A 17,986-nucleotide genomic window follows, 5' to 3' on the forward strand; every position below is an offset into this window, starting at 1 on the left:
TAATGGCATCTAACTTTTCTTCTAAAGTAAATTTAGACATAGAAAAACTGCACCTCCAATTATTAGATTTTGTCTAACAATTGGGGTGCAGTTCACATTGTGAATGGCGGTTTTATTATGCAACTATTGTAAAAATAACTATTTTCTAAGCCTAAAGAACTGTATAAATCCAATATGACGAAAAACACAATATTCATACACTAGTTAACACGGGATATTGTTATTTCCTTTTATGTTTAATGGGATTATAATAAGAAAAAAGTACTGCCTTAAGATAGGTGATTCAATGAATTTATTGTTAGATATGAAGACAATTTTAATTAGTTTAGTAGTTGGTCATGTGTTTACAGTAGCGCTTATTATTGCGTATTGGCGCAATCATTCAAGAGATTCTACATTTAATATATTTTTTCTCGCTAAATGTATTCAGGCGGTAGCATGGTTATTGTTAACACTTCGAGGTGGGATTTCAGATATTTTCACCATTTCCATTGCCAATACATTACTCTTTATTGGTTCAGCCCTTGAATCCATTGCCATATTAAAATTAGTTAATCACTTTAATGCGACGATAAAAAAAGTCTATATTGGCTTAACGATTTTCTTTATTGCCTGTTTTCACTTAATTCTCGTATTTTATAACTATGAAAACATTCGTATTGTATGTGCATCGCTTGGGACTACTGTTCTTGTCCTATTACCTGCCTTCCGCTTAATGAGAGATAAAAAATCGACATTATTAATGAAAATAATGGGCTTCTTCTATTGTATTGTTTCTTTCTCTTTACTTCTTAGAGCAATTGCGGCTTTTACTTCCGATCAACAAATGGGATTGTTTACACCCGGATTAATCCAGACTTTCTCTTTTTTAGCATTGTATTTAGTCATGATCTTAGGGAATACAGGATTTATTCTCGTATTAAAGGAACGTGCAGATCAGGAGCTTGTTCGAATGGCTTATTACGATGACTTAACCCATACGTTAAACCGAAGAACTTTTGTGGATCAAGCAAAGGAAATCATTTCGAAATGCGCCAAGGACAATAAGCCATTATCCTATATTTTATTTGACGTCGATCACTTTAAAAAATTCAATGACGGCTATGGTCATGATGCTGGGGACCGTATTTTGCAAGATCTATCAAAGCGAATCCAACAACTTCTTGAACCGCAAGATTTGTTTGGCCGTTACGGTGGCGATGAGTTTGCGATTCTATTACCAGAACTAACTGAAAAGGAATCCGTGGAAAAGGTAGAACAAATTACGAACTATCTTTCAAAAGCAGAAATTGCGGGGGTTTCTGAAAAATATTCTATCAGTGTCGGTGTGATTACGGTTGTACCAGATAAAGAGACAAAAATCGAAAGTTTATATGTAAGTTGTGATAAGGCGCTATATCAAGCAAAACATAACGGACGAAATTGTATTTGCTGCGGTGAGCTTGATGAAATTAATACAGTTTAGGTTAAATTATTATAAATGGAGCTGTTCATAAATTGGATAGCTCTATTCTTATATATATTAAATAGCGATTTATACTATAAATATTGGAATCCTAATATAGATAATAGAAGGTCGGTAAGAAAGCATAAAAAAGGCTTGAGTTCTATGTAGTAAAACCCAAGCAGAAAATATATTAATTAAAGGGGACTTTTTGAATTTACATTTTAATCTTTTACAAAGTTCGGTAAAAACGTAACAATTTCTGGGAAAATAATTAAAATGATCGTTGCAATGGCCATAGTTATAATAGAAGGTATTACGCCTTTAAAGATTTTCTCAATCGACACATCCTTCACAACCCCGCTTATGATATAAACACTTAAGCCTAAAGGTGGCGTTAAAACCCCGATATTAATTAGCATAATCATAATAATTCCAAACCATAAACCATCAAACCCAAGTTGTGTAATTAACGGATAAACTATTGGCAATGTTAACACCATGATAGCAATACCTTCTAAGAACATTCCTAGAATAAAGTAAACAGCAAGGATTAATGCTAAAATTAAATATGGCGAAACATCTAATCCCCCAACGACATTTGTTAAATACATTGGAATACGGCTTAATGCTAGGAATTTCCCCAAAAAACCCGCACCAATCAGGATTGAAATAGCATAATTAAAAAATAACTTCTCTGAGTATCGAAGTCATTTTTTAGTATCTATTGAAATTATTTTGACAGGATTAAATTAAAAAGGAATATTAAACTTTTCCATAAACCAATTGTCATCAAATTTTCTTCTTTTTCTATAACGCTCTCGTTGTTCTAAAATATCACCTTTTAATAATTTTTCTTCTATTTCTGTAGGGTTAGAATATTTTATTAAACTTTTACATTTTACAATGCGTTCCTCACTAAAATGACTATAGGCCATACGTAAGAAATTCCAATCTACGTCATCCCATGTAATTTTAAAAGGCGGATTAGATGGTCTAAAGTAATGTTGAATTTTAACACTAGGTAGAACAATACAACGATATCCGAATAACCACAATTTTATCGAAAATTCTTCGTCTTCTCTTCCCCACACCTTAAAACTTTTTTCAAAACCATCTACATCAAAAAACACCTTTTTCGATATAGCTAAACAACCACCTGCAAGTAGAGGTGAAAAAAATGGTTTATGTTTGTCAGCATTCCACTTAGGTTCTAGATTATGATTCCAGCTATAGCCAAACCCTATACTGTCTGGATTAGTAGAATCTGCAATTCCTGGATTTACTGCATCTGCTTCCCCACTCAAGATCGGATTAAGTAGATTTTCAACCCAAAAATCCTCAAAAGCTAAATGTGCATCACAAAAAATAAAGAAATCACCACTTGCACTTTCTGCCCCGAGATTTCTTGCCATTGCTGATCCTAATCCTTCTGCTTTAATGAGTTTTATTTTATCTTTTTCTGGATAATTATGAATGAATTCCGCGCAGTCATCCGTTGAACCATCATCAACAATGACAATTTCTACTGTATATGTGGTTTTTATACTAAAAAAAGAATCTACCGTATTTTTTAATAAAATCCCCTCATTCTTAGCAGGAATAATTACTGAAACATAAGGTTTTAATTCCATATTTTAGTCCTTTCATTTCCCTATTTTAATACACGATTTCTTTTGATAATAAAGCTATATATAAACAATAATCTCGAACATATTCTATTTTGAGTTGGTTCCTCTGAATGTGATCATAATTTCCATCGCTAAATTGAAACTTTGAAAACAACTCATCGGTATGCCAACAGTGTATGTGTGGATGCCCAGTAGTAAAATTTTGAGAAGTACTATCAAAATCTAATTTTCCAGCCTCCACCTTTATATCTGAAACTAAATGGTTCATTGCAATTTCACAACTATACATCGTTGTCACACCACGGTACCAACCTGGCCATTCACCCTCTGTATATCTAAACTCAGTCGTTAAAAGATGTTCTGCAACTTCCACTGCTAATTTACACACACTACGAATCTGATTTGGTTTTCCATAGTGTGTAGACCCTAAATTATGGAGTCCACGATGATTTAATTTTAGTTGATTTGATATACTAGTAATCTTTTCTTTCACTTCATCTGTAAAAACATATGCCCCCTTACCGACTGTGTATTTTTCAGGAAAAAATTCATTCCATGAAGGCGTTAAGAAGGTATCTACATCACTCCGAAGAATGAAGTCATATTTATCTAATACGTCAGCCTCATTACCTAATAAGCAACAAAGGGAATTAATATAGGGGTAATTATTAAATTCCTCAGGTTTTGATGGAGGTACAAATGTGTATTTTAAACAATCGTCTGGGATTTTTTCAAGTGCCTCCTCCGTCCCAAACACAACAATATCCGTATCTTTATTGTTGATAAATTTAAGTGACGTATAGAGACACATAAACTGAACTATTAAATCCCTTTTGTCTTCTACAAATACTACAATTGCTCTTCGCAAAGTACCTCCCCCCTCAATAGTAACTTGCTATGTTACTTTGGTTTTGGTTTTGGTTTTGGTTTTGGTTTTGGTTTTGGTTTTGGTTTTGGTTTTGGTTTTGGTTTTGGTTTTGGTTTTGGTTTTGGTTTTGGGGTTTTGGTTTTGGTTTTGGTTTTGGTTTTGGTTTTGGCGGTTTTGGTGTTGTTGTTACTGGTGGTTTCGGTGTTGTTGTTACTGGTGGTTTCGGCGTTGTTGTCACTGGTGGTTTTGGCGTTGTTGTCACTGGTGGTTTTGGCGTTGTTGTTACTGGTGGTTTTGGCGTTGTTGTTACTGGTGGTTTCGGTGTTGTTGTCACTGGTGGTTTTGGCGTTGTTGTCACTGGTGGTTTTGGCGTTGTTGTCACCAGTGGAGGCTTAGTTGTTAAAGGAGTAATGGGTGTTATACGTACAGGCTGAATTTTTAAATTTTCTCGTTTCTGATTTTCATTCAAACCAGATAGATGTTTCAGCAAAATCTCCCCCCAGTTCCTGTAAATCATATACAAATTATTTTATTCAACACCATTTCAGTATATACGCGATAAACTTTTTCATCGCCATTTGTACAATAAACGATGGTGGTATTCCGTATTTGTTTATGAGTAGTTTTTACTATCTCACTCTACATGACAACTTTCACTGCATTCCAATTTAAGTAAATTTTCCGTGCGTAATGGACATATAATTCAATGATTTCAAGAAAATAAAGGGGGGAAAACATGTGTCCTATATCAAAATGCATAGCGGTGAAATGATAGAAACATCTAATCGCATTGCCATTTTAAATGTACAAACATTTCCAAATCAGAATTCTCCAATAATTCATTTTGAATATTCTAGTGATGGCGGTTTAACATGGAATCCAATGTGGGTTCGCCCAATTTATGGTGGTATACCTCAGGAGTATATTATAATTCCTGGTATTTTTTTTGCCGACATTCAACACGCAACACATATACGCTTTGTAAAAGATTTTTATAAAAAACAGGACTTAACAGTTAAATTAAAATTTACAGCAAATATTCACTTACAATATGAAGGTCGTCGCAGCACTAAGCGTTACGCACCAATGCCAGCTAGGCTAAATCCAATAATTAGATCAACCGCAGGAAAAGAAATCGCACATGTGACACCAGATAGCATTGTATATGCATATGGGGGAAGAAATTTATATAAATCCCAAGACCTCGGCGTGACCTGGGATTTAATCCAAACCCCTTTTACAGATGGAAATGTAACACGAATCAAAAAACTATCAATGGGCGAATTGCTTGTTATAGGGAATAATCTTGATGGAAAAAAAGGTCTTCAAGTTTGGAAAAGTGGGAAAGATGAACGCAATTTAAGAAAAGTAACTACTTTAGATACGTTCTCGGATGCAAACAGCTTTTGGGGGCTTGAAATCTATGATGATATCATTTTATTTGCCCCCTATATTATTCAACCTAGAAAAGCATCACAAACACTCAATGTATATCTATCTCGAGATGGCGGTGAAAAGTGGGAAGCAATTTTTAAAGCACCTACTATTGATTCTTGGCATTTTCATGGTATTAAACTAGATCCGTTCGAAAGTAGAATATGGGTATTATGTGGAGACGGTCCTGAAAAACAAAATGTATGGTTCACTGATAATTGGGGAGCAGATTGGGAAAGTCTTTGGTCGATCGGTGAGTCACCAGTTCAATTCACCGATTTAGCTGTTCTTCCTAATTGTTTAATTTTTGGAATAGATGATCCAAAAGGACTTGGCTATATGCGCCTTGATAAACCAACACCCCGTTTATCAGCAGGAGCTTTAAAGTTTCACATCCATGAGGCGTATTTCCTAGATAAAATTGGAGTTAAAGTTGATGCAACTGGAAGATTTATTACAAAAGATAATGTTGCATACCTTCCTTCAGAATCCCCACGTGGTTTATTAACTGCAACAAAGGATGGGTTTGATTATTACGTATTATGGGATTACACGAAAGAACCAGGAGGAGCTGTTGCTGGCATTACTTATATTGAGGCAACTAACACTGGTAAATTAATCGGCTATTTTAAAGATAAAGAACGGGATGGTGAAACATTTATTTGGATAGCGGACCTTCCAAAATGGATAGAAATATAATTAATGTACTCTACCGTATTTATGAAGTATCAGCTCGTATAACCCCTGACACATATCTCCTATTATAAGTTGTTCTGTTAAATTGCCTTTTTTAGTACGATGATATTCATTTCTTACTTTATTATTACTAATTACATCTACTTCCTTTACAGCTTTAACATTCAATCCAGCCAGTATCGCTCTTACCATCGCTACTGTTGGAATTGCGAGGTTCTCAGGTCCTATTATTTCTACTGCTCTATTGCTAAGAGCGTTAGGTATAGCTGTTAGCGTATTCACATCTAAATCATCTCTATTTAAAGCGTGATTCAAAAAATATTTCGACCATGTCACTTCATCCCACTTTTCGTATATCCCTAGCATTGAACTTAAATTATTTAAAGCTACGTCCACGCCATTTTTAGTGATAGCCGTTATAAATGGTTTAAGGCTTTCGGATGCAATAACTAAATCAGCATCTAAAAATAAATAATAACTAGAAGGATAATACATCACACCGACTGCTCTTCCTACGTCATGCCCTATCCGATATGGAATGGACACTATTTTTGCTCCAGCTTTCTTTGCAATTTTTGCAGTATTATCAGTTGAACCGTTATCAACAACAACTACTTGACTTACCCCTGCATTAAAAGCATTTCTAATTACAGGACCAATTGTATCTTCTTCATTTGAAGCAGCAATAATTGCAGTTACTCCTAAATGAAAATATTGATTTTTTCCTTCTTGATCTTTTAAAATGTCTAATCTTCTTTCCAAATTAGTGTATTTACCTCTTTTATCGGTTCTACTCAACCAATAAGATAGTGACTGCATACTTTCTTCTAATAGAATGTCACACTCGCCATCAATATCTACACTGTTGAATTTACTATTACTTCCGGTTGATATGCGAAATACTTCTATTTTTAATCCTTTGTCAACTGCAATCAATTTCGCTAATGAGGGAACTGCAAAACTTTCTATTCCTATATCCTTTAACGCTTCTTTACTAATAACAAATGGAACATAGTACAGTGAGGCACATTCTAGATCTCTACGATTAGCTACAATATTGTGAATATGCTCTACTATCTCAGAATTAAAAATCCCTGCTTTAGGGGATGAAGTATAAGTACTAATCGCTAGGTCAGCCTTTTTACTTTGTATTACCGAAACCATAGATTCCAGTTCAGATGCTTTGATTACTAAAGAAGTGTCCAAGAATAATAATACATCACCCTTTGCTATTTTTGCTCCCATAACCCGCTTTTTATGGTTCAATATTTTAGAACCAAGCTTAAGGACCCGAACTCCTTTACGTATAGCAAACCTATGAACTTCCTTATTACACTCACTTAGAAAAATTATTTCTTTTAAACCTTTCAACTTATTCGCTTCACTAAGTTGTATTTTCATACTTTCTAAATCATTTTCTCCATTTCCAGTAATAATTACTGATAAGTTTGATTGTTTCAACGATATTCCTACTTTCTATTACGTTATAAAGTTTTTTATCTCTCTTTATAATACGAAAATGGATTAGTAAAGTAGGGGCAAATAACATTTTTTTATGTTTAATAAACTACCGTCGAATTACTTTTGATATGAAATATTAAGAGCATTGTAGATAATTACCATCTACAATGCTCTCATGTTTTTAACAGCTTTGTACTTGTTCCCGTTTAAGTGGTTCTAAATCGATTTCAAATCCTAAGTCTTCTAGCATTTTTTTATCTTGTTCCCCTGGTTGTCCTTCTGTTGTTAAGTAATCGCCAAGGAAAATAGAGTTCGCTGCATATAAACTTAGTGGTTGCAATGTACCAAGATTCACTTCGCGCCCACCTGAAACACGTATTTCTTTTGTAGGGTTTACGAAACGGAATAAACTTAGCACTTTTAAACAATATCTTGGATTTAATTCCTTTGTCCCTTCTAAAGGTGTCCCGTCAATGGCATTTAAAAAGTTTACTGGAATCGAATCGGCATCCAGTGCGCGTAAACTTTTGGCCATATTCACTACATCTTCTTTTGTTTCACGCATGCCAATAATGACCCCAGAACAAGGTGAAATACCCGATTGTTTCGCTAATTCGACTGTATTGACACGATCTGCATACGTATGAGAAGTCGTAATCTTTTCATGATGATCTGCTGATGTATTGATATTGTGATTATAGCGATCTACACCCGCTTCTTTTAATCGTTGTGCTTGCTCTGGCTTTAAAATTCCTAGACATGCGCAAATCGTCATATCCTCGTGTTTCCCTTTAATTTCCTTTACTGCATCTACGACAATATCAATCTCTTTATTTACTGGACCGCGACCACTCGCCACGATGCAATACGTTCCAACATTTAATGATGCCGCACGTTCTGCTCCTGCCACAATCTCTTCTTGTTTCATCATCGCATATTTCTCAACAGGTGCTTTGGAAACAATCGACTGAGAACAGTAGCCACAATTTTCTGGGCAAAGACCTGATTTTGTATTAATAATCATATTTAATTTTACTTTATTACCAAAATAATTTTTTCGAATTTTATAGGCTGCGTGAAGTAGCTGTAATAAATCTTCATCAGGACTATTTAGTATCGCTAATGCATCTTCATTCGTTAGTTCGTATCCTTCTAAAACTTGTGTTGCTAATGCTTCGTAATTCATGTTACTTTCCCACTTTCAATATGTTTTGTAGTCGATAGCCAAATACACCTGCAAATACTGCTAATATTAAATCTTTCGGTAATGGTGCCATCATCCAAGCCCAAGCCATTCCATAAGAAAATCCTTCTGGTGCCCCAAACCATAACATATAAGCGCCATACATCCAGTTTGTTCCAGCGATATAACTAATGGCCGTTCCGATTAACGCCGCACCTACATACCATCGCTTAGAAGATTTATGTTCAACAATTTTCCCAACAACAAATGCAACTAAAATAAACGTCACAATAAAGCCGAATGTTGGACTTAAAATTTGAGAAAAGCCTCCACTAAATCTCGCAAATACCGGTGCTCCAGCTAACCCTACTAACATATAAACCGTGATAGATATAGCACCTAATCTACTTCCTAAGATTAGCCCTGCTAGAATGGCAAAAAATGCTTGCAATGTGATTGGGACCCCCCCTACAACCATAAATGGTGCAAAGGACGTAATATTTGCCCCGATCATCATTAAGGTTGCAAATATACCACAATACACGAGTTCAACGGTTTTTAATCTCGTTTTTGAATGAATCGTTTCAGTAGCCAAATTTAACACCTCTTCAAAAATTTGTATTACAACGTTATCTTAAAAGATTGCCTTCACTTATGTCAACCTATTTTTAATTTAGGTTAACTCAAAAGCCGAATGAATGGTCCTATTGAAACTCTTTCCTTTTAATTGAATAGTTCCCCATTGTAACGGGAACTCTTTTTAAAGAATGTTTAAGGAGGTTTCCCTAATGTTTGAGAAGAAATTAGCCCTTCACGAAACGATGGAATTTCATGAGGTCATCAACTTTATGACGACCAGCTTATTAAAATCCAAGTTGAGTCAAGGTGTTGTGTTCGATGACGATTTAAGAGCGTTATTAGACAAAAATGTGAAACTATCAACACCTGCACTAGAAGCAATGATCAAGCTATATGAAAAATCTGAGCTCGAATATTAATTTGGAGGTATGACCATGGAAGATTATTTAGATCCCATTAATTCGATCAATATGCCTGAACTTACGGACTCCGGAGTTGCTTTAGAGTTATTACTTTCACTCAAAACAGGGGTGCGAACATTATCAATCGCATTAACAGAAACGGCTTCTCCCGCGTTAAGAAAAATATTACGAACACAACTCGATGTGTTACTTGACCTCTATTTCGAAACATCTGAATTGATGATGAAAAAAGAATGGCTAAAGCCTTATGAATTAAGTCATCAAAAGGAAATGGATATAAAATCTGCAGGAAACGCTATTAGCATCGCAAAATTGGATCTGTTTCCAAAAAATATGAACCGTAAAGGATTGTTTCCAACACCACCCAAAAAATAAAAGGAAGTTAGGTGAGATGTAAATGAAGGCTGTAACTTTTCAAGGAATCAAAAACGTACAGGTGAAGGAAGTAAAAGACCCAAAAATTAAAAAAGCGGACGATATTATTATTCGATTAACGTCTACAGCTATTTGTGGTTCCGATCTACATTTACTTCACGGTATGATTCCAAACATAGGTGAAGATTATGTCATCGGCCATGAACCAATGGGCATTGTTGAAGAGGTTGGGAAGGAAGTTACGAAGGTAAAGAAAGGAGACCGTGTTATCATCCCCTTTAATGTCGCATGTGGTCAATGTTGGTACTGCACACATGAGTTAGAAAGCCAATGTGACAATGCCAACGATAACGGAGAAATGGGGGCTTATTTTGGGTACTCCGATACAACAGGTGGATTTCCAGGAGGACAAGCCGAATATATGCGTGTACCTTATGCAAACTTTACCCCGTTTGTAATCCCCGAAAATAGTGAAGTGAAAGATGAAAGTTTAATTTTACTAGCCGATGCAGCTACAACGGCTTATTGGAGTGTCGACAATGCTGGCGTAAAAGCTGGTGATACAGTTGTCGTTCTCGGTTGTGGTCCTGTTGGCTTACTTGCACAAAAATTCTCATGGTTAAAAGGTGCGAAAAGAGTTATTGCCGTGGACTATGTTGGCTATCGGTTAAAACATGCGAAAAAAACAAATAATGTGGAAATTGTCAATTTTGAGGATCATGAAAATTGCGGCGAATATTTAAAAGAAATCACAAAAGGTGGCGCTGATGTGGTCATTGACTGTGTTGGTATGAGTGGTAAGATGACACCGTTAGAGTTTCTCGCAAGTGGGCTGAAATTACAAGGTGGTGCAATGGGCGCATTAGTCATTGCCAGCCAAGCTGTTCGTAAAGGTGGTACGATCCAAATTACAGGTGTTTATGGCGCCCGATATAACGGCTTCCCATTAGGAGATATTTTCCAACGCAATGTGAACATACGTACTGGGCAAGCACCCGTCATCCATTACATGCCCCATATTTACCAGTTAATTGCCGATGGAAAAGTGGATCCGAGTGATATTGTTACCCATGTACTGCCTTTAGAAAAAGCAAAACACGGGTACGAAATCTTTGATACGAAACAAGACGACTGTATAAAGGTGATTTTAAAGCCATAGAAGAACCCCCTCCTGAACACCGGGGATTACTAACGCCAAAAAGCAGAGACCGTTTATTTAAACAGCTCTGCTTTTGTTATGTAAAAATTATTTTTCTATAAGATTCGGTAACATCTTTAATAGTACTTTTAATGGTTCTGCTGAATTTTGGGTTAAACATAACATCATAGCACCCTCAATAGATGCTGTCATCATCAAGGCATAGGCGTATGCTTTGTCGTTTGAAAGACCATCTGCAACGAGCTTATGGTAATAAATATCTTGCATTTTTTTATACAACCCCGCGCAAGCCTCTCTCACCGGGTCACTCAAAGCTGCCATTTCACTAACAATGCTACTAAACGTGTATCCCGTTAGTGTACCTTCTCTTTCAAACTTTTCAATTAATTGTTCGACCATCACGTTTGTTGCTTCTTTTGTTGTCGCATAACGATGATAAATCCCCTCAATATCTTCCGTAATGGCTTCATTTAACGATTGAAGACACGTAATGAGTAATTCTTCTTTTCCATTTGGGAAGTGATGATAAAGTGATCCTTTTGAAATGTTACATTCCTTTAATATCTCATTTAAACCTACACCAATATACCCTTTCTTTTGAAAAAGGTTTGTAGCTACTTCGATGATTCGCGATTTCGTATCCATGTAGCATACACCCTCCAATCAGTTACGTTTTGGATTCGAATATTGCTCGCACCATTCTAACCTTCCGTGACTAAATATCCATATTACTATAACATATTTGAAAAGTGCTTAGTAACAGTGAAACTCCAACAATTGTTAAAATCTGTAAATACTCGCGAATTCGACCAATTTACTCGCGCTTTTTACAGAAATACTCGCGAAATCCATTAGAATACTCGCACTTCTACTACGAATTAAGTATTTTTAATAATTTATTTAACACTTCCGTATTTTGTACAACAACTAAGTGCAGCTTTTTCCTCGTTCGTATAATATTTTGGTATAACATCTTAACCGGTTGATCATTTAGTTTTTTTCCTACCGTTTTTGCGGCAAGTTTTCCATTTGTTTTGTAATAAAACAATCCATCTATTACTGCCACTACATGGTCAAACTCAATCCCATGGATGTCTTTTCTGTAGCCTTTTTTTGAATGATCATTATCTGGATTTTCAATATAATTTGAACGGCTATAATCAATAATTTTCCACCCTTCACCGCGCAAATACTGCAAATAGTTTTTTGTCGCCGTTTTAGAAGAAAAATATTGTAATGTGACATTCGGAAATTTTTGTACATCAGTAGGTCGTGCTAGATCGAACATATTATTAATAAATGAGTGAATTTCTTTATTATGGCGAATAATTGTCGTTAATTCATAAGTTACTGGATTCAATTTTTCTTGGATTAGTTTTGGAATATTATTGTTCATTTCAAAATTAGTTAGCACTCGGTCTGGGTCTAAAGAAAAAATACATTTAATTTTTAAATCTTTAATGAGCTCTACTACTTTAATAAATTTATTTTTATATAATGCTTGAGCTTCATCGAAAATAATGACATCATATTGAGAAAAATCATAGGTTAATTGTTTTGCTTTGTTAAAATTACTAATCGGCTCAATCGGCCAATTATACTCGGCAATAAGTTGTTCATGTCCTTTATTGAGCCTACCACAGTTAAAAATAAGAACCTTTTTGGAATTCTTCATATATTCTTTTGCTATATCGTAAGTTAGTAGCGATTTCCCTGTACCTGGTCCGCCTTCAATGACAATAAAATTTGTTTGATCGGTTGGGATTAAATTTAATATTTCACGCTTATATGTACTTTGTTGGGCACTGAGGAAATATTTATCCTTCATAAAACTATGCGGTGAATTAAAAGGTGAAACTAAATAGTTGGATGGGTCAAATACATCATCCAAATCTTCAATATGAATTAGTTGTTGTTCCTCAAGCCGCTCGATGAGTCTGTCCATTTGTACTTCCTTGATTACATGGTTATCCATTAACATATATAATTTTTTCGTAGACGAGACAAACGTAAAGTTATGGACTTCTTTATCTAGAAATTTTAAATAATAGTCATTTTGCAAAAGTTGCCGGGTGATTTTTTCTTCATTGCTCTCACGCTTTAGTTCAATATTCACGACACTACTTTGACCAATCCGCAACAAATCAAATTCTTTTCCAATCCGATTAATCATAAAACCGTAATAAAAGTTATTATATATATTATAATTACTTGTATTCTTTTGCATTTCGTCTACCAACGATTTTAAGTCGTCTAGTTCGCTTAATCGAATTTTCGGATTCATCCCAAATTGTTGGATATACTTTGTAAAATTTGTATAGCTCAAATCGTATCTAGCACTCAATAAGGATAATAGATTAATTGCTTTCACCATAGTTGCCCCTTTATTTTACGCTCTTTGTCCTTTTATAAGAAAATGCCACCTTGTAAAAACAAAGCAGCATTGTGTATTTTTCATCATTGGTAACTTACAACTTTTTCGTACTTTGTTACGCGATTTCGACCATTATTTTTTGACTCATACATTGCTTGGTCTGCCATGTTAAAAATTTTGGTTGATTTTATATAATCAGTTGGAATGACTGTTGCGACCCCCATACTAATCGTCACATAGTCATGCACTTCCGATTTACTGTGGGGAATTTTTAAATTTTCTACGGCCTTACGAATTTCTTCTGCTAGTTGCATGGCTTGATGTTCATCTTGCCCTTGAAGGAACACAACAAACTCTTCTCCACCGAATCGTGCAACAAAACGAACTGGCTCATCATTAAAGTTTTTTAGACAAGTAGCAATCGTCTTTAAACATTCGTCTCCTGCTAAGTGACCATATGTATCATTAAAATTTTTATAAAAATCAATATCAAATAAAATAATGGAAATCGGGAAATGCTTTTCTTTAGCAATCGCCCATTCTTTTAACATTGTTTCATTAAAATATCTTCTATTATAAAGTCCTGTTAACCCATCGAAGTTAACTTTTTCTTCTAATGTTTGAATACTTGATGACAATTCAGTACGCATAATATCAACGTTTTGAATTAAATCATACAATTCATCTTGTTTGTTATATGTCGGTACAACCTTTGTAAAATCATGTTCTGTATATGACTTCACATTATTACTTAATTTGATAATCGGTTTTATAACAGATTTTAATATTCTAAAGTTAACAAGTAAGTTAATTAATATAATAAATATAATAAAAAACACTAACCCAAATAAAGTTGAATTAATGCGCGTTTTCATTGTGTTTCTAACAATTGTTCGCTCTGCATCAATCATCACTGTAAATTCTTTATAAGTTACTCGGAATTCATCGATTAAATGTTTTGCTTCAACGGATACCAGTAAGTTTGGTAGCTCCCCTTTTTCAGCTAATGCGACAAAGGGGTCTCCGTATAGATTATGCCAATCTTGCCCTTCTGCTACTAATAGTTTTGCTTGCTTATGTAAAGTGGGAAAATGAGTAGATAACTGAATTAACTCATCGGAACTTTCGTGAAACTGTTGACCCCCTATATAATACGGCTCAAGAAACGACTCATCCTTCGTAAGACTGTACCCTCGTTGTCCTGTTTCTTGGTCTATAAGCGCTTGATAGAGTTGATTTGTTAATACTTCGAGATCGTCTAAAGATCGCTGTCCTTTAATATTAACATCTAATGAAACGCGAATAAAAATGGTAAATGTAATAACGATGACGATAATTAATAATGCTGATATAAAAATAGAATTTAGTAATTTATTTCCTAACTTTCCTAATGAGTTTAACTTCATAGATGTCCAATCACCTACTTTACAACGTGCTATCTATATTTTACCATATACATTTCTATTGTTCTACTAGACCTAGTTCTACTACGTGTGAACAAAAATACTATATTAGTTTAATGAATAAGGTATTTTCCTTATAGAGTTCTTGAAGGAACAAAGTATTCATCTTGTATTTATGTTACGATTTATTAAATTTTATTACTCGAGGTGAGTTATGAAAGCTATTGAAGAACGCAGTATAAAAGAATTTGTCCAGAACAATCCTGCGACGTCAACCATTCTATTTTTCATGATCGTCTTGCATTTGTTAACTTATGTTATAGGAAACGGACCGAGTGATGCCGAGACTGCTAAAAACTTTGGCGCCCTATATTCGGGAAACAAAGACTGGTCTGAATTTCCTTATTTACTCACTTCAACCTATCAACATTTAGGTGGAATGTTTCATTTATTATCGAACGTATTCGTCATTTTAATTAGTGCCCCTTTCCTTGAAAAAATCTATGGGACGTTCAAATTTGTTTTACTTTTTAACTTAACAGGCATCTTTGCTAGCTTGGTGACACTTATTTTTCAAAGCAATGCGTTATCGAGTGGTGCTTCTGGTGCAGCATTTGGTTTACTAGGCATTTATATTGCATTAATTGTGAAAAAACATCCAGAAATTACGAAATCAATTACACAAACGGTCATTAGTTTGGTTGCGATCAACGTCATTGTCACGTATATCGTTCCCGGAATTTCCATTACAGGGCATTTAGGGGGGCTTCTTGGTGGGATGCTTCTTGGAATGGTTTTCCTAACTGGCAGAAGCGTTAAAGAACGAACATTTACGAGTATTTTTAAGACGATTGCTATTACACTTGGTTTATTTGGTTTATTGTTCGTCCCACAATACACGCTTACAAATAAAAGCTTTATAGATGTAGCGGAACAAGTTGGTTTAGGAGATTATGTAGCTGGAAGTTCCACTTTACCCTTTTTTTCGAACAATTCCATCTATAACGAACTTAACTGGCTGATTGACCAATATAATAACAAGCTCGTGCCCCATTATAACAACCTCGTTGAAAGTTATAATAATGGGATTAGTGCTACCGATTCTTCTAGTCACATACAAGTAATCAATCAACTTATAACTGAACTAGAAAAGGATATGGAAATTGTTTCGTCTCACAAGAACATGGATGAAACAAAGGAACTACAACAGCAGTTACTTATCATGTATGAGCATTTAATTGAAGCCGCCAATTTGGCCAAAAGTACACTAGAATTGAAAGGTGTAACGATGAATGAGCAATTTATCAATCAAATGAATGTAGTGAATTCAGAATATGAGAAATTTAATAACCTGTTAGAAAAGTACTACAATGAATATGGTAAATAATAGAAGAAGGAGAAAAAACTAATGAATCTAATTTTCTAGCATATAATCTATTAACTATCTTTCCAAGAGGTGATATGAATGGATTATAAAGCTGCCTACGAAACATTCCTACAACTAGCCTTTGAAGAACATGTTTACCCTGCTGCCCCAGTCGTTTATAAGTTATCGGAAAACCAAACACTAACGAAAGAATATGTTGCGAAGTTATTAGCTCAAGTGGAAACAAGAATCTTTGAATTACAGATCATCCCAACGAAGTCAAAAGAACAGGAATATCAAAAAGAATTAGAGCTCTTTAAATTAAACTATTTATTAGATTGCCTGAAGTCACCTCAAGTTGCGGAGCTAGTCAATTTTGGAAAAAGGTCAATTGAGTTTTCCTATGATGTGAACAACAATCCTACTTGTTACTTGGAGAAAAATAATGATTTTTACATGGATATTTTAGATCATGCAAATTATCATATGCATACGATTCGCATCATTCTCCAAGAATTGTGGGTTTCAAAGGAAGTGGATTTTGTCATTTGAAGATAGAGCTTTCCTTACTAAAATCTGCTCTTAATGAGCGGATTTTTTTATTTTATTTGGAAGTTTGGCTAATATTAGGCTCTATTTGACTAATATTTCACTCTATTTGGCTAATATCTCCCACCGGTTGGCTAATAGTTGCCTAGATTTGCTAAAATAGAATTAACAAATTTATAGGAGGTACGACAATGGCTGGTTTAGAAAAGAAAAAGATCGCTTTACTTGGCACCAGAAAAATTGAAGAACAAACGGCTATCATCGAGCAACTAGGAGGTTCAGCTGTTCATCGTCCCGCACAAGGAACGGTTTTCTTTGATGCCGAACAGATTGAACCTGAAATACATAAAATTATTAATGGGCAGTTTCAATGGGCCATTTTCACAACAGGGATTGGATTTGAAAAATTGTTTGAAATCGCAAAAGATAGCGAATTAGACGATGCATTACTTTCGGCATTACAACAGGTGAAAATTGCTATTCGAGGCTATAAAACGGCCAATGCATTGAAAAAACGTGGATTAACGCCTCTTGTCCGTGATGATGACGGCAGTATCGAAGGATTAATTCGGCAATTAGAGGAGCAGCATTTATCCAACCTTAACATTGCCGTACAGTTATATGGGGATCCTCACTCAGAACTCGTAGACTGGTTAATCGAGCGTTCCAACACAGTGCAAGAAATTTTGCCTTATCAACATATTCCACCACAAACAGAAGTGCTGGAACAATTATTACAAGAAGTGCTTACAAAGAAAGTGGATGCAGTTAGTTTCACAAGTACACCTCAAGTGAAATATTTCTTCCAATATGCCGAACAACACCAACAAAAAGAGGCGTTGCTTGCTGCATTTGAACAGGATGTAGTCGCTCTATCAGTGGGAAAAGTAACAGGCAAAGTATTAACAGAGGCTGGTGTGAAACGTGTCATCATGCCACAAGACGAGCGAATGGGCAGCGCGTTAATGACATTAAACAAATATTATAAAGAAACCGTTGTATAATAACGATTTCCATACAAACGATCTTTTTTCCATTCTAT

General features: G+C 35.0%; 18 protein-coding genes. 9 read left to right on the forward strand and 9 right to left on the reverse strand.

The window, feature by feature from the left end; all coding sequences use genetic code 11:
* Positions 1-286 precede the first annotated feature (286 nt).
* Positions 287-1,465: a GGDEF domain-containing protein gene (locus tag EK386_RS16425; protein ID WP_158674453.1), complete on the forward strand. Its 1,179-nt coding sequence runs from the start codon at positions 287-289 to the stop codon at positions 1,463-1,465.
* A gap of 203 nt (positions 1,466-1,668) precedes the next feature.
* On the opposite strand, the gene EK386_RS16430 is transcribed toward EK386_RS16425, so the two are convergent.
* The 3 genes from EK386_RS16430 to EK386_RS16440 all read right to left on the reverse strand — a co-directional run bounded on the left by EK386_RS16430 (position 1,669) and on the right by EK386_RS16440 (position 3,943).
* Positions 1,669-2,118 carry a TRAP transporter large permease subunit gene (locus tag EK386_RS16430; protein WP_439331243.1) on the reverse strand — a complete coding sequence of 150 codons (450 nt, stop codon included), beginning with the start codon at positions 2,116-2,118 and terminating at the stop codon, positions 1,669-1,671.
* A gap of 78 nt (positions 2,119-2,196) precedes the next feature.
* Positions 2,197-3,078, reverse strand: coding sequence for a glycosyltransferase (locus EK386_RS16435; RefSeq protein ID WP_126660269.1), 882 nt, complete (start codon positions 3,076-3,078; stop codon positions 2,197-2,199).
* Positions 3,079-3,103: 25 nt separating this feature from the next.
* Complete coding sequence (locus EK386_RS16440; protein WP_126660270.1) at positions 3,104-3,943, reverse strand: DUF7164 domain-containing protein; 840 nt, start codon at positions 3,941-3,943, stop codon at positions 3,104-3,106.
* 29 nt (positions 3,944-3,972) lie between these two features.
* On the opposite strand from EK386_RS16440, the gene EK386_RS20340 reads away from it, so the two are divergent.
* The gene (locus tag EK386_RS20340; RefSeq protein ID WP_179966052.1) at positions 3,973-4,377 is read left to right on the forward strand and encodes a hypothetical protein; all 405 of its coding nucleotides are present in this window, start codon (positions 3,973-3,975) and stop codon (positions 4,375-4,377) included.
* A 304-nt stretch (positions 4,378-4,681) separates the two neighbouring features.
* Positions 4,682-6,076 carry a WD40/YVTN/BNR-like repeat-containing protein gene (locus EK386_RS16450; protein ID WP_126660271.1) on the forward strand — a complete coding sequence of 465 codons (1,395 nt, stop codon included), beginning with the start codon at positions 4,682-4,684 and terminating at the stop codon, positions 6,074-6,076.
* Here EK386_RS16450 and EK386_RS16455 read toward each other — a convergent pair whose 3' ends face one another.
* The 3 genes from EK386_RS16455 to EK386_RS16465 all read right to left on the reverse strand — a co-directional run bounded on the left by EK386_RS16455 (position 6,077) and on the right by EK386_RS16465 (position 9,312).
* Positions 6,077-7,534: a glycosyltransferase family 2 protein gene (locus tag EK386_RS16455; protein WP_126660272.1), complete on the reverse strand. Its 1,458-nt coding sequence runs from the start codon at positions 7,532-7,534 to the stop codon at positions 6,077-6,079. It lies immediately after the preceding gene.
* 181 nt (positions 7,535-7,715) lie between these two features.
* Positions 7,716-8,720 (reverse strand): biotin synthase BioB, encoded by a 1,005-nt coding sequence (bioB, locus tag EK386_RS16460; RefSeq protein ID WP_126660273.1) that lies wholly within the window; start codon positions 8,718-8,720, stop codon positions 7,716-7,718.
* 1 nt (position 8,721) lies between these two features.
* Entirely contained in the window at positions 8,722-9,312 is a 591-nt protein-coding gene (locus tag EK386_RS16465) for a biotin transporter BioY (RefSeq protein ID WP_246027703.1), read from the reverse strand.
* 193 nt (positions 9,313-9,505) lie between these two features.
* Between EK386_RS16465 and EK386_RS16470 the strand changes: the two genes are divergently transcribed.
* From EK386_RS16470 to EK386_RS16480, 3 genes are read left to right on the forward strand one after another with little or no spacing between them, the layout of a single operon-like run.
* Entirely contained in the window at positions 9,506-9,715 is a 210-nt protein-coding gene (locus tag EK386_RS16470) for a spore coat protein (RefSeq protein ID WP_126660274.1), read from the forward strand.
* Between the two features lie 15 nt (positions 9,716-9,730).
* Entirely contained in the window at positions 9,731-10,093 is a 363-nt protein-coding gene (locus tag EK386_RS16475; protein ID WP_126660275.1) for a spore coat protein, read from the forward strand.
* A 22-nt stretch (positions 10,094-10,115) separates the two neighbouring features.
* Positions 10,116-11,252, forward strand: a complete 1,137-nt coding sequence (locus EK386_RS16480) for a zinc-dependent alcohol dehydrogenase (protein ID WP_126660276.1) — start codon at positions 10,116-10,118, stop codon at positions 11,250-11,252.
* 87 nt (positions 11,253-11,339) lie between these two features.
* Here EK386_RS16480 and EK386_RS16485 read toward each other — a convergent pair whose 3' ends face one another.
* The 3 genes from EK386_RS16485 to EK386_RS16495 form a co-directional block, all read right to left on the reverse strand.
* The gene (locus EK386_RS16485; RefSeq protein WP_126660277.1) at positions 11,340-11,897 is read right to left on the reverse strand and encodes a TetR/AcrR family transcriptional regulator; all 558 of its coding nucleotides are present in this window, start codon (positions 11,895-11,897) and stop codon (positions 11,340-11,342) included.
* A gap of 226 nt (positions 11,898-12,123) precedes the next feature.
* Positions 12,124-13,626, reverse strand: coding sequence for an ATP-binding protein (locus EK386_RS16490; RefSeq protein ID WP_246027704.1), 1,503 nt, complete (start codon positions 13,624-13,626; stop codon positions 12,124-12,126).
* 83 nt (positions 13,627-13,709) lie between these two features.
* Positions 13,710-15,032: a diguanylate cyclase domain-containing protein gene (locus EK386_RS16495; RefSeq protein ID WP_126660278.1), complete on the reverse strand. Its 1,323-nt coding sequence runs from the start codon at positions 15,030-15,032 to the stop codon at positions 13,710-13,712.
* A 211-nt stretch (positions 15,033-15,243) separates the two neighbouring features.
* On the opposite strand from EK386_RS16495, the gene EK386_RS16500 reads away from it, so the two are divergent.
* The 3 genes from EK386_RS16500 (at position 15,244) to EK386_RS16510 (ending at position 17,948) form a co-directional block, all read left to right on the forward strand.
* Positions 15,244-16,416 carry a rhomboid family intramembrane serine protease gene (locus EK386_RS16500; protein WP_126660279.1) on the forward strand — a complete coding sequence of 391 codons (1,173 nt, stop codon included), beginning with the start codon at positions 15,244-15,246 and terminating at the stop codon, positions 16,414-16,416.
* A 78-nt stretch (positions 16,417-16,494) separates the two neighbouring features.
* On the forward strand, positions 16,495-16,947 hold the full coding sequence (locus EK386_RS16505; RefSeq protein ID WP_126660280.1) for a hypothetical protein: 453 nt from the start codon (positions 16,495-16,497) through the stop codon (positions 16,945-16,947).
* 188 nt (positions 16,948-17,135) lie between these two features.
* The gene (locus EK386_RS16510; protein ID WP_126660281.1) at positions 17,136-17,948 is read left to right on the forward strand and encodes a uroporphyrinogen-III synthase; all 813 of its coding nucleotides are present in this window, start codon (positions 17,136-17,138) and stop codon (positions 17,946-17,948) included.
* The last annotated feature ends 38 nt before the right edge of the window (positions 17,949-17,986 follow it).

Origin of the sequence: Lysinibacillus antri, from assembly GCF_003977595.1 — a bacterium.
In the GTDB taxonomy this organism is placed as follows: Bacteria; Bacillota; Bacilli; order Bacillales_A; family Planococcaceae; genus Ureibacillus; species Ureibacillus antri.

Bases quoted from the DNA above. Each gene is read 5' to 3' on its own strand.
- EK386_RS16475 (WP_126660275.1), top strand. From the start codon at position 9,731: ATGGAAGATTATTTAGATCCCATTAATTCGATCAATATGCCTGAACTT.
- EK386_RS16495 (WP_126660278.1), bottom strand. From the start codon at position 15,032: ATGAAGTTAAACTCATTAGGAAAGTTAGGAAATAAATTACTAAATTCT.
- EK386_RS16425 (WP_158674453.1), top strand. From the start codon at position 287: ATGAATTTATTGTTAGATATGAAGACAATTTTAATTAGTTTAGTAGTT.
- EK386_RS16470 (WP_126660274.1), top strand. From the start codon at position 9,506: ATGTTTGAGAAGAAATTAGCCCTTCACGAAACGATGGAATTTCATGAG.
- EK386_RS16490 (WP_246027704.1), bottom strand. From the start codon at position 13,626: ATGGTGAAAGCAATTAATCTATTATCCTTATTGAGTGCTAGATACGAT.
- EK386_RS16505 (WP_126660280.1), top strand. From the start codon at position 16,495: ATGGATTATAAAGCTGCCTACGAAACATTCCTACAACTAGCCTTTGAA.
- EK386_RS16510 (WP_126660281.1), top strand. From the start codon at position 17,136: ATGGCTGGTTTAGAAAAGAAAAAGATCGCTTTACTTGGCACCAGAAAA.
- EK386_RS16435 (WP_126660269.1), bottom strand. From the start codon at position 3,078: ATGGAATTAAAACCTTATGTTTCAGTAATTATTCCTGCTAAGAATGAG.
- EK386_RS16500 (WP_126660279.1), top strand. From the start codon at position 15,244: ATGAAAGCTATTGAAGAACGCAGTATAAAAGAATTTGTCCAGAACAAT.
- bioB (WP_126660273.1), bottom strand. From the start codon at position 8,720: ATGAATTACGAAGCATTAGCAACACAAGTTTTAGAAGGATACGAACTA.
- EK386_RS16485 (WP_126660277.1), bottom strand. From the start codon at position 11,897: ATGGATACGAAATCGCGAATCATCGAAGTAGCTACAAACCTTTTTCAA.
- EK386_RS16480 (WP_126660276.1), top strand. From the start codon at position 10,116: ATGAAGGCTGTAACTTTTCAAGGAATCAAAAACGTACAGGTGAAGGAA.
- EK386_RS20340 (WP_179966052.1), top strand. From the start codon at position 3,973: ATGTTACTTTGGTTTTGGTTTTGGTTTTGGTTTTGGTTTTGGTTTTGG.